This window comes from Parabacteroides sp. AF48-14 (assembly GCF_003477465.1).
GTDB lineage: Bacteria > Bacteroidota > Bacteroidia > Bacteroidales > Tannerellaceae > Parabacteroides > Parabacteroides acidifaciens.
Genome location: NZ_QUDI01000035.1, coordinates 14911 through 27835, shown reverse-complemented (window position 1 = coordinate 27835; position 12925 = coordinate 14911). Strand labels below are relative to the sequence as shown.

Annotated in this window: 6 protein-coding genes and 1 pseudogene; all 7 read right to left on the bottom strand. The window is 47.2% G+C overall.

Features of this window, described 5'->3' with window-relative positions:
- Positions 1–4 precede the first annotated feature (4 nt).
- The 7 genes and pseudogenes from DW083_RS15835 to DW083_RS15805 all read right to left on the bottom strand — a co-directional run bounded on the left by DW083_RS15835 (position 5) and on the right by DW083_RS15805 (position 12880).
- Complete coding sequence (locus DW083_RS15835) at positions 5–1066, bottom strand: S41 family peptidase (RefSeq protein ID WP_115498581.1); 1062 nt, start codon at positions 1064–1066, stop codon at positions 5–7.
- Between the two features lie 18 nt (positions 1067–1084).
- Complete coding sequence (locus tag DW083_RS15830) at positions 1085–1948, bottom strand: DUF3316 domain-containing protein (RefSeq protein ID WP_115498582.1); 864 nt, start codon at positions 1946–1948, stop codon at positions 1085–1087.
- Between the two features lie 7 nt (positions 1949–1955).
- Positions 1956–4708 (bottom strand): annotated as a pseudogene (locus DW083_RS15825) (DNA gyrase/topoisomerase IV subunit A).
- A gap of 180 nt (positions 4709–4888) precedes the next feature.
- A complete protein-coding gene (locus DW083_RS15820; protein ID WP_122333026.1) occupies positions 4889–6097 on the bottom strand; it encodes a glycoside hydrolase family 88 protein in 1209 nt (402 codons plus the stop codon).
- A gap of 33 nt (positions 6098–6130) precedes the next feature.
- Positions 6131–7951, bottom strand: coding sequence for a heparinase II/III family protein (locus DW083_RS15815; protein ID WP_122333025.1), 1821 nt, complete (start codon positions 7949–7951; stop codon positions 6131–6133).
- 30 nt (positions 7952–7981) lie between these two features.
- Complete coding sequence (locus DW083_RS15810; RefSeq protein ID WP_122333024.1) at positions 7982–9721, bottom strand: RagB/SusD family nutrient uptake outer membrane protein; 1740 nt, start codon at positions 9719–9721, stop codon at positions 7982–7984.
- A 12-nt stretch (positions 9722–9733) separates the two neighbouring features.
- The gene (locus DW083_RS15805; RefSeq protein ID WP_115498524.1) at positions 9734–12880 is read right to left on the bottom strand and encodes a TonB-dependent receptor; all 3147 of its coding nucleotides are present in this window, start codon (positions 12878–12880) and stop codon (positions 9734–9736) included.
- Between the last annotated feature and the right edge of the window lie 45 nt (positions 12881–12925).

Below are 12925 nucleotides of genomic sequence, written 5' to 3'. Positions count from 1 at the left end.
TATGCTAATATGCAAGGCCTGCGGAAGAGATTTTACTTTTTGAAGCCGCTTCTATCGAATCGGCCTTTGCCAACAACAGTTCGATCGCTCTATCTATGATCGTATCACGTCCCTTCATTATGTCTTCTCCCGTAATTGAGACTTTGACATCCGGATCGATACCGAACTCCGTGTGCTGCTTATTGACATCGAGCACCGGACATGCCGAGAAGCGAACACTCCACCCGTTCGGCAGTTCCGAACTGAAAGGCAAGCCGCTTCCCCCTCCCGTACGGTCACCCATGATCGTAACCTGCGGCAAGAGGCGCATCACATTCACAAAATCGTTCGTCGCACTGTAAGAATGGCGGTTCGTCAGGACAATAACCGGACGTGGCCAGCGGAGACGGTCCGAAGGAGACAGATAGACCGGGTTCGGCTCGGTGAAATCGTTATGCCCGTTGCCTTTCTTGTACTGCGTATAGCAAGTCAGCATCTTTTCTTCCAGGAAACGGGAAGCGATACGGTCGGAAAAGGTCATCGAGCCACCGCCATTATCACGCACATCGAAGATCAACCCCTTGCATTCCTTGAAATGCATGAACATATAATCCAGGTTATTCTCACCGACACCACTCGAGAAGCTACCGTAATAGACATAGCCGATCTGATCGTCCGCCAGACGTTTATATTTCATGCCGCCGGCAATCTTGTAGTCAGTACCGAGATAGTTGTCTTGTATTTCCTTGTAGTAGTTGGCCGGATAATCTTCGTACCAGGCCCAGTAGCGGGACATATCAAAAGAAGAAATCAAGTTGGTATGTCCGTCTTTCACTTCCGCCAACATCTTGCCGAGGACATCAAACAGCTCATACTGGTTCATCGTATCCTTGACAAGCAGGCTGTAACGATCGTGCACCTCATCCCAATCCACTTTCTTATACTCAAAAAAGCAGTAGTTTTCGTCCATAATCCGCCAGAGCGCTTCGAAGTTGTCGCGGGGAGACGAGTTGTATTTCGTCGCTTCCTCACATCCTGAAAACAGGATGCAGAAAAGAAGTAGATAATATGTAATGCTTGTTTTCATCTTCATCATTCAAACAGTTCAATAGTAAGCACTACTGTATCGGTGTGCATTACTCTTCAAACGCTTACCACCGAAAGAAACAAATTCCTTTACAAACCCGATCATGAACGAGTTGGAGAGAACATGCGTCTTGATGCTGTTCACATCCGTCCGGTACATACTGTTCAGATAGCCGACGCGGAGCGTAAAGTTCGACACCGGTATGTCGAGCGTGAAATAGTTTTTCATCGCAAACTTATTGTGGAACGAACTGAACCGTACGATCCCGTCCGAGCCTCCCTGCGTCAGGAAATAATAAGGTTCGCCTTTGTGCACCGAGAAGAGGACACCGGCAAACGGTATCTCCGCCTGATAGCGGAAAGTAAGCGGAAACTCCTTGATCTTAAAGTTATAAATCGCCATTGCCGACAGATTCAGATCAAAGTCCCCCTTCCCTGAAACCGGATTATTGCTGTTGCGCGTGTTATAGATGAAACCACCCGAAAGACGGGCGGAAGCGCCGGTCAGCACCTTCAGTCCCGGCAACAGGTTCGTGAAGCGGTAATGATAGCCGAGGCTGTAATCCACAAACCCGGCATATTCGTTCGCCGTCTCCGCACCATTGCGGGTAGAACCGAACTCGACGTTGATAAGCTGCTGGCGGGAAATCTTATAATCCGCCAACCGGACTACCTTCATCCGTTCGTTGAGGATACGCGCCACCCAACCGGTATAGTTGATGTCCGTACTGGGTGAGAGGTACGTGTCCCGCAAATTGTAACCACCGATACCGACCATCGTACTCTCGTTGATCGAGCGGGGTACTTCTTCTTCATCCGACTGTGCCACGAGAGGCAAAGCCATCCAAAGAAACAGGAACATCAGACAGGCAGTCTTTTTCATACGCACACTATTCATCAAAAAGTTTCATTTGTCCGGTAATCTCATCGATGATATCCGAATTGCTTTTATCGGCATCAGGATCAAGATCCGTATCGTCATCGCCTTCGTTCTTTTCCTGTTGCGGTTGCGCTACGGGGGCAAAACGGACAGGATCGAGTTCGTTGATCGTCTCGATGTCGAAGGTCGAGAGGCGTTTTCCTTTGGCTTTGAATCCTTTCACGGCGATAAACTCTTCCGCATCCAATACCAGCGGTTCACGGAAAGAGTCGTGTCCGCCGAATACCACTTCGATACGCGGATAGGCCTCGTCGGTCAGCAACACCAAGCGGCTTTTCGGATTTTCACCTAAGAAATTCTGCTTACGGCTTCCGGCCTCAAGCTGGAAACGTTTCAGGTAGAAGTATTTCTGATCGGCATCGTAAAGAGCAGCCGTCCAGATTTTATTGGCATCAAACTTTTCGATATTCAAGATATTAGCCTCGTAATGATTGCTTAACTCGAAGTTTGTCGTATAGAAATCACCGTTCGGGAGAATCACTAAGATCAGGTCGTCACTCTGGAATTCACCCAGTTCCTCGCCTCTTCCGTCGTAGTTCAACCGCAGCACATCCCGGTCGAACCAGACATACGGCCACCCAGCGTAGAGCTGCCTTTCTGCTTCAGACTGATCTTATGTATCTCGGCTCTCGTCAGGATATTCCCAATCGAGCCGCGCCCCTTAATGACCACCTCACTGAAATCCTTTTCGAACACCAGCAATCTCTGGCGGGGTTTCGGTTTCAGGATAACCTTCACCGTCTCGGCCTCACCATTGGCATTGGCACTGAAATACAGGATACGGGACTCTTTCGTTCCCTTTGTTATATCGTATTCCCTGTCACGCGTCACACCTGTTACGGCAAAACGCTTGATATAGTTGCAACCGATTTGTCCGTCTCGGTAGATTCCGTCGCGATAGATCACGTTGTATATCGTCCGGTTATCATTCCGCTTGAAGACATTCAGGTAGAGCAGGTCTTTCCCGATAAACATCTTTTCGCTCACCCGCACGATCTTGTAGGTTCCGTTGCGGTAGAAAAGGATGATATCGTCGATATCGGAACAGTTGCAGACATATTCGTCTTTCTTGAGACTTGTCCCGATAAAGCCTTCGGCGCGGTTGATATAAAGTTTCTCGTTGGCTTCCACCACTTTGGTTGCTTCGATCGTATCGAAGTTGCGCACTTCGGTCATACGCGGATAGTTCTTTCCGTACTTTTCTTTCAGCATCATGAACCAGTCGACCGTATAATCCACGATATGCGCCAGACGGTCTTCGATCTTCGCAATCTCTTCCTTATACTGGGCGATGGTCGCATTACATTTGTCCGTGTTGAACTTCAGGATACGCCCCATCTTGATCTCCATCAGTTTCAGGATATCGTCGCGGGTCACCTCGCGGATGAACTGCGGCTTGAACGGTTCGAGCCGTTTGTCGATGTGGACGACTGCCTCATCCATATCTTTCGACTCTTCAAACTCCTTATCCTTATAGATACGTTCTTCGATGAATATCTTTTCAAGGGAGGCGAAGAAGAGCGATTCTTCCAGTTCGCCTTTCTGGATTTCCAATTCGGTACGAAGCAGATGCAGCGTGTCGTCCGTCGAATGTTTCAGCACGTCGCTTACCGTGAGGAAGTGCGGCTTGTTGTCCATGATGACACAGCAGTTCGGCGAAATACTGATCTCGCAGTCCGTAAAGGCGTACAGGGCATCGATCGTCTTATCGGATGACACGCCCGGAGCGAGATGTACCAGGATTTCGACATTGCGGGCCGTATTATCGTCCACCTTCTTGATCTTGATCTTTCCCTTATCGTTCGCTTTCAGGATAGACTCGATCAGGGTAGACGTTGTTTTTCCATAAGGGATTTCACTGATAACAAGCGTCTTGTTGTCTAACTTCGTAATCTTGGCACGCACTTTTACGGAGCCGCCCCGTTCGCCGTCGTTGTATTTCGTTACATCTATGTAACCGCCGGTTTGGAAATCGGGATATAACGTAAACTCTTCCCCCCGCAGGTAAGCGATGGAAGCGTCCAGCAATTCGTTGAAGTTATGCGGTAATATTTTGGAAGAAAGACCGACGGCAATACCTTCCACACCCTGTGCCAGCAGCAGCGGGAACTTGACCGGAAGCGTCACCGGCTCCCTGTTTCGTCCGTCGTAAGAAAGTTGCCAAAGGGTTGTTTTCGGATTAAAGACCGTTTCGAGTGCGAACTTCGACAAACGTGCCTCGATGTAACGGGGAGCGGCCGCACCGTCACCGGTGAGAATATTACCCCAGTTTCCCTGGCAGTCGATCAAGAGGTCCTTTTGTCCGAGCTGCACCAACGCATCGCCAATGGAGGCGTCGCCATGCGGGTGGAACTGCATGGTGTGTCCGACGATATTCGCTACCTTGTTGTAACGTCCGTCGTCCAAGCGTTTCATGGAATGCAGGATTCGTCGCTGAACGGGTTTCAATCCGTCATTGATATGCGGAACGGCACGTTCCAGGATCACATAGGAGGCATAATCGAGGAACCAGTCCTGGTACATGCCCGATAAATGATAAGATACGCGGCTTTCCGACTTTCCCGGTATCTTATATTCCGAATGTGTTTCCTGACTTGCCTCCGCCTCCACCGTTTCATCGGTATTTCCTTCAGCAGCCGGTTGTCCTTCCGTATCTTTTATTTCTTCGCTTTCGTCCTGTTCAGTAATATCTTCTGGTCTCATATATATCTATCCAAATTCATTGCATCATCCCGGGGCCTTATAGCAATCGCTTATAAGCCATAATAGGCTGTAAATATACAAAATATTGCTGAAATAATAAAATAGGAGAAATTCCATTCCATACGGACCTACCTACACTTGCAGGGCAAACCGTTTTTGCAGATGTAATTAAAAGATGGCTCAGAACGCCTTTTGTTCGATATCCCGTTTCCGCTTCAAAGCCTCCAGGAAGTAATAGTCGGCATAATTCAATGGAACATCTATTTCTCCATTATGCGGAATACTTCCAACACAATGCATCAACAGGAAATTCCCGTTCGTACCCAATTTAGCCCGGTAGGCGGGAGAAGCGAGGCTTTTCATAATCCGGTCGGCATACGTCTTATAGGTCTGCGGATCGGGCACATCCATTGTACTGATTTCATACAAAGCAGAAGCGATACAAGCGGCAGCCGAAGCATCCCGGTAATCGTCCGGTATATCAGGGGCATCCATATCCCAATAGAAGACAAGGTCTTCCGGCGTATTCTTATGATTAAACATGAAGCGGATCGCTTTTAAAGCCAGATCAAGATATTTCCGGTCACCTGTTTCCCGGTAGCAAAGTGTCAGACCGTAAATTCCCCAAGCCTGCCCACGACTCCAAGCCGATTCATGCGCATATCCCTGTGCCGTATGGCGGTTGCGCACGGAACCGTCTTCCATACTGTAATCTACCACATGATAACAACTGCCATCCGGACGATACTGTTCCTTCATCGTCCGGTCGGCATGAGAAACGGCAACTTTATAGAAAGTCGAGTCGCCGGATAGCCGTGTAGCGGCAAACAACAGTTCCAGATTCATCATGTTATCGATGATCACCGGACATTCCCAACCCCGTTCGGAAATCCATCCTCTATCCACATTCCACGACTGGATAATCCCTGCTACCGGCCGGAAGCGGGTTGACAAGGAACGGGCCGCCTCAACAATCACCTCTTTGTAGTCCGGATCGCCCGTCAAACGTAAACCGTTCCCAAAACTGCAATAGATCATAAAGCCGACATCATGATTCCATTTGATGTTTTTGGCTTCTTCCACCGCTTTCGTGTACTTTCGAGCAATCGGCAATAAACTCTTGTCTCCTGTCAGTTCATATAAATACCAAACCGAGCCAGGAAAGAAACCGCTACGCCAGTCCGCCAGATTACAATAATAAACGGAACCATCAGGGTTTAGCGTAGTCGGATTCATAAACTTGCCGCTTGCTTCGATCAGTTTGATTTCTTTTCCTATCTGTTTACGGGCAAATTCGACATTCTCATCTACAAATCCACATCCTGTCCCTCCACAGGAAATCAACGTAACACTGAGTGCCATACCCATTAAATACTTTGTTTTCAACATATTTATATTCTTTATTTTAATGTAATTACACTTCTATTCTCCTGACAGAAGAACTTTGATTACCTGTATAGGGCTACCCGATACCGATGCCGACAAAACCGTATATCCCTCTATCGGTTTCTCTGCTTCCGTATCTCTTTTGGCCCTTTTAGCCATAAAAGAAGCATTGGCAGGAGAAATGATCTTTAAGAAAAAAGATTTACCGTCTTTCCGGAGAATCGCCGTATTCCCCTGACATTCAACATCCGCCGAAGTAATCGCAGACCATTGCACAGATTGCGACGGACGCTCCAGTCCGACACTGTCCGTAACCAATATGCGAGTATCATCGAGCATACGGAATGTCCGGTAGACAAAACGGCTCTGTCCGCCATAAGCAGTGCTCATATCCATTGTGACAAAAGGTTGGTTTACCTTATCGTCCTGCTCTTTGATTTCGCCGATCCCGGCGGAGTTTTGCAACTTATAGTCGATCGACAACGTATTGTGGCTGAAATTCGAATTTCTGAAATAGCTCCAACGCTGTCCGTCCGGCTTATAATCCCAGAATCCGGGTAAACTATAATTATCGGTCCCCAGATCGTCCGTCCACCTGATCCCATTTGTCTCCACAATAAAAGTACCGATATCCAATTGCTGGTGCGCCATATCGGGATCTCCGGTCTTGGCGATCAGATACAAGCTGTTAGGCGTATTCCGGTCTCCGTTGAACACGACAATATCATTAATACCTCTATAAACTTTCAGCTTCGGTAATACATCTGCAGACGAAGAGGCTGTATCATACCAGGGAATGGAAAGGAAATAAAATCTGAAATAATTTCCTCCTTGTACCGTCTTCGACAAGACATTCCGATAAAAAGCCGCCGCTTCCGGCTGATTAAAAGCCTGACTGAAATAAAAGTAGATAGGTTCTGCCGCCGGGGCCGTACTACCGGAATTGGCAAAATTGAATATCTTACCGGAAGGACTCGTACTATGCATATAATACAAGACACTTTTATCCACTCCCTCCATTTCCGACAAGCCGAAATCCTCTCCAAAATTATCATTCAAGGCTTTCAGCAAAAGGGACAAATACATGTTCGTATATCCCCAATAGGCAGGCCCCTCGTAGCAAACACCATCCGGTGCGAAATGCTTCAGGCAGTTCGGAACGTACTTTACCGCCTCTCCGATGATATGCCTGGCCAGTTCCGGCTCCTGTTCTTCAATAGCCAAAGCGCCTAATACCATTCCGGTATTGCATACGACATTCCAGTTCGTTTCTCGCTTCGCCCAAGAATCAGCATTCCCGGTTTTATATTCTTCTACAACAATGTCTAACGCTTTTGTTTTAATCGAATGGACTACTAACTGCCTGGTCGAAGGAGTCAGCACATCATATAGCCAGTCGTAACCGATGGCAACTGCCGTTGTCATTTCCGCCACATCCAGATAGTGAACAGGATCCCAGTCCTTATAATTGCAAACATTGATCAACTCTTTCTCTGCTTTTTCAGCAAACCGTTTGTCACCACTAAGCCTGTAGGCCAAAGACAGGTTAACCATTCGATAGACCTGTTCACGGCTGATAGACAATATGTCTTTCGTATTTTTTATTTTCTCTCGGGGATCTTCCTGGAGAGGGACTGTCAATAAACGCTCCGCCTCTTTCATCAAACTAACGTATAAGTTGTCTAATAGAGGTTCCATGCCTAACAAATCCCGGACCTTCTGTTCTTCCTGCTGGCAGAAAAGCAGCCTCGGATGTTGGCGCAACCCCTTTTCAAGTTGCCGGACAGAATGATTCTGCCCCTCCACCGCAGAAAAGAACAAAAGGGAAAATAAACCCAATAAATTAATCAATCTCATAAACACATAAGTTAAAGGGATTCAAGAAACTTACCACCCCGGATTTTGTGTCAACGCCTCATTCCGTTCCCGTTCTACGCCTGGTATAGGCCAAAGCATATCACGTTCAGTAAATAGATGAGTATAAATCAGTTCGCCATAAATATTGACGGCATCGACATTATCAAGCGCTTTGCGGGCAACCTCATATCCCCAACGGCGCAAGTCGCTGAAGCGAAGTCCTTCTCCGGCAAACTCTACAGCGCGTTCTTTACGGATTCGTTCTGCCATCTGCTCCTTGTTACTGACAGCCATCCACGCAGGACCGGAGTTCAAACCCGGCATATCGACACGGGCACGGACTTTATTGAATTCGGTCACGGCTTTGTCCAACTGCCCCGCCTCATTATAAGCCTCCGAAAGCATCAAGAGGACATCGGCAAAACGGATCAAGGGGAAAGCGAACGGCGTATGCAGACGATTACTGATCGCACCACCCTGGTCTCCTTCAGTCACGAATTTCCGATAGAGATAAGAGACCCAACCTGCATTGTTCTGGAGTGTACCACCATTGGCATTACCCGACAGATTGTGATCCAGGGCAAAGATCAGATCGACATTGGTTGTCCGGCCAATGTTCCCCATATAGTGGGAATAAGGGACAATCACGGTAGCCATCAGACGTGGATCGCGGCAAGTATAAGCGCTCAGTATCTTGGCGGTATCTGCCTCACGAATACCTACGACAGTCCCTGATCCATCCATCTCAACGCTGAGAAGATCTTTGCGCTCATCGGGTGTCATAGTGTTATAGCCGGGGAAGACCTCGTCCCAATCGAATGGACGGCCATCCTTGAATTCATACATATCCACCAATTGCGTAGAGGGAACCGTATTATTCCAACAACTTCCGTAAGCACTACGACAACCCATCAAGGCCTGTATCTGCATACCATACTCCGTACCGACACCACTCTTGTTCTGGATTGAAAAGACTGTTTCCGGGCTTTTCGCTCCGTTATAAAGTTTGAAGACACGGGCATAATCGTCATCGAGGGCATACCCATAATTATCGGATTTGTTATAGACGATCTCCTCGAAATCGTTGATAGCTGATTGCCACTCCTTGTCATAAAGATGTACCTTACCACGCAGGGCATAGGCAGCACCTTTGGTAGCACGCCCATATTCGCTGGCAGCATGATTGACGGGAAGATACTGGATCGCCTCATCCAGGTCCTCCAGAATATGGGCACGTACCTCTTCAAGACTACTTCTCGGCCTCTTCAAGTTCATAAACTCTTCATTGACGTTGGTCGACTCGTCATAATAGGGCACACCACCGAAAAGGTCGGTTAAGGTGAAATAGAACACCGCACGGAGAAACTTGGCTTCCGCCACGTACACATTGATCTGTTCTTCGGAGATAATGCCGTTCATTCCCCTTACCGAACGGATAAAGGTGTTGGCACGATGTATGCCGTCATAATAGGTCTGCCAATGAGCCTGAATCGTTCCGTCACGGTCAGTATAGGTCGCCAGATACATCATATAATAGTTATATCCGTAGGCTATATCTCCCAAATGGTCGAAACAGAACTGGTAGCCATATGCCTCGTTCAGGCGCAACATGCCGTAGATACCCATCAACCCCTGGTGGGCATGTTCATCGGTTTTATAGAATGTCCCTTCGTTAACCTTATCTCCCGGATAGGTCTCCAAATCATAGCAACCGGTGAATGTAAAAACGGAGAAAAGTGTTGCAGTCAAATATATTATAATCTTTTTCATGTCTTCAACTAATTAAAATGTAAGGTTCAAACCAAATGTCGTTAATCGCATAGTCGGATATTTCGTTCCCGACACTTCAGGATCCAATCCCTTATATCCTGTAAAGGTTAAGGCATTGTCGATACTGACATATAAACGGAAGTTCTCAATCAGGAGCTTTTGAGAGAGGCGTTTCGGCACCGTATATCCCAACTGAACGTTCTTCACCCTCAAATAAGACTTATCCTGTATCCAGAAATCGCTTGCCACGCGATTCCGGCCGTCCGTATAGTTCAGGAGGCGCGGATAGGTTGCATCCGTACGGCCCGGATACCAGCGTCCGTCTGCAATAGTCTTGTTGATCTGGTTACCCCGGCGTACCTGCGGCCAATAGCTGGCACCGTCCAATCCGCTCCAGTAGGTTTTCAATCCGGTAGCACCTTGCAAGATACAAGTGAAATCCCACCCTTTCCAGTTAGCACCGAAATTAAAGCCGAAAGTGAATGTCGGGTTAGTACCGTTTCCGACTTTGATCTTATCGTCATCCGTGATACATCCATCCCCGTCGATATCTTTATATAGAAAATCTCCATATTCCGGCTTCTTGTATTGTTTAAAAGCATCCGGATTGTTGGCTTCCATAGCTTCCACGATTGCCATATCTTCTTTCGTTTGGACAATCCGGTCTACAGAAAGCACATATTGTACATTGATCGGCTCTCCTTCAAGAATCATATTGGTACCATTAAGAGCCATTTCTTCTCCTTTAAATTTCGTCACTTTGTTTTTGACGTATGAGAAATTTCCTCCGATGAAGTAATTGACAGCTCCAACTTTATCATTCCAATTCAAACTTAGTTCAACACCCCGGTTACGGACTTCGGCCGCGTTGGATTTGGGAACGGTGGCATTACCATGTACCAATGGCGCCGGCAATTCGATCAGAATTCCTTTGGTCTTTTTGACAAAAGCATCGACGGTCCCGCTCAATTTAGAGAATAAAGCGAAATCCACACCAAAATTCGTGATATAAGAGGTTTCCCAAGTCAATGCTGCATTCGAAAGCGCGCGTTGTGCCATACCGATCTGCAAAGCGTCGTTCAGAACATAATTAGATGCTTGGTAATACATCTGGTAGTCATAATTACCCACAGCATTGTTTCCCAACGAACCATATGAAGCACGGAGTTTTAACTGGTTAAGCCATGAAATATCTTTCATGAAAGCTTCCTGTTCCATGCGCCAACCTAACGAAAAAGAGGGGAAATAGCCCCAACGGTACTTCTTTGCAAAACGGGAAGAGGCATCAGCACGAAGATTGGCTTCCAACAGATATTTCTCATTCCAGTTCAGATTGATTCGCCCGAAGAATGAACGCATAGACCAATCGGAGTAGGTTCCTGTTGCCGTAGCGTTGGCAGTGGCGGCATTTAACTCCGTTAATTCCGAAGAGGTCAACTTTTCTCTGGAAGCTTCAAACCAATTATTACGGTAGGATTCCTGGCTGGCACCAACTGTCGCTTGGATATTCAGCCGGTTGATACTGGTTTCATATTTAATCAATCCGTCCATGTTGTTGCGAACAGTCTTATTATTACGGTTGATTACCTTCGTAACTCCGGTTCCGGCAATCTGTAGCGTATTGTCATACAAATTCCACAGATCATGGAAGACAGGCTGTTGATACAGGAACTGGTCGGAAAAAGCGTAGGTATAAGACCCCTCGATCGTCAGCCCCTTCAACGGCCTCAACTGAGCATAAAAGCGGGAAACGATATTATTGGTTGTACGATTTCCTTTGACGTCGTTCAACATCTTCAAGACATTGTTGGAGCTACTCTGCGGGTCATCTTCCGGATTATTTACACCACCATACCGGCCATCAGGCGCTTGATAACAAATACCTGGCGTAGTGGCTTGCATATAAGTATAGAAATTATCATTCGATTCGGTCTTCAACAACCCTAACTCTTCTTTTCCCCGAATCCCATAGGCATTGACACCGATCGTGAACCAATCTTTGACTTCTGCATCCAAATTGACACGGGCACTGTAACGTTCATACCCAGAATTTTCCATGACACCCGGGTTGTTCATATAATTGCCGGAAATATAATAATGAATCTTGTCAGAACCTCCATTGATATTGATCGTATGGTTTTGCATCCATCCGGTCTGGAAAAGAGCATCCTGCCAGTCGGAGTTCGGATATTTGACAGGATCGCTGTCACCGGCAGCCCGCCACTCGTCGATTTTCTCTTGACTGAAAATAGCGGGGAGATCACTATTGAGTTGTCCTTCGTTATACAGTTCCATATAATCGGCATAATTAGAGACCAAGTCGATACGGTGCGCCACTTTCTGCATGGTGACGTAACCGTTATAAGATATTTTTGCTTCACCTGATTTCCCCTTACGGGTAGTGATCAAAATAACACCGTTAGCGGCACGGGATCCATAAATGGCTGACGAAGCCGCATCTTTCAATACCGAGATGCTTTCAACATCCAGCGGGTTGATGTTGTTCATGCTGGCTTCCACTCCGTCGATGATCACCAACGGATTGGAATCATTCAGTGTTCCCTGGCCGCGTACACGGATCGTCGCACCATCATTACCCGGCCGACCTCCACTACCGGCTGTGACAGAAACACCCGCCGCCATACCAGCAAGCCCGGCAGAAAGAGATGTGATCGGACGGCTATCCACCATTTTGCTCATGTCTACCGAAGCGACCGAACCGGTCATATTCACCTTTTTCTGCGTTCCGTATCCAACGACAACCACCTCGTCCAATGCTTGGAAATCTTCTTTTAACAAAACCGAGACCACACTCTTGCCATTCACCGGTATCGTTTGATCCACATAACCAATATAGGAAATGGTCAATATGGCATCCGGAGATACCTGCAAAGAGAAACGGCCTTCCATATCCGTAACCGTTCCGTTTGTAGTCCCCTTTTCCACAACATTCGCCCCGATTACCGGACCGAGTACGTCTTTAACTGTTCCCGTAATTGTCACTTTCGATTGCTGAGATGACGTCATCACGTGTTTTTCCGCTGTATCCTCCCCGGCACTAACCGGATTGGCCTGGGTAACTCCTGTTGACAAGAATAGTGTGGCTACTCCTGCAAACATCGTTTTCCTAAAGAAAGGAATGTTTAAATCATTCATCATAAATAGTAGATTTAGATTAATAAATTTTGCTAATCTCTGGAGGCA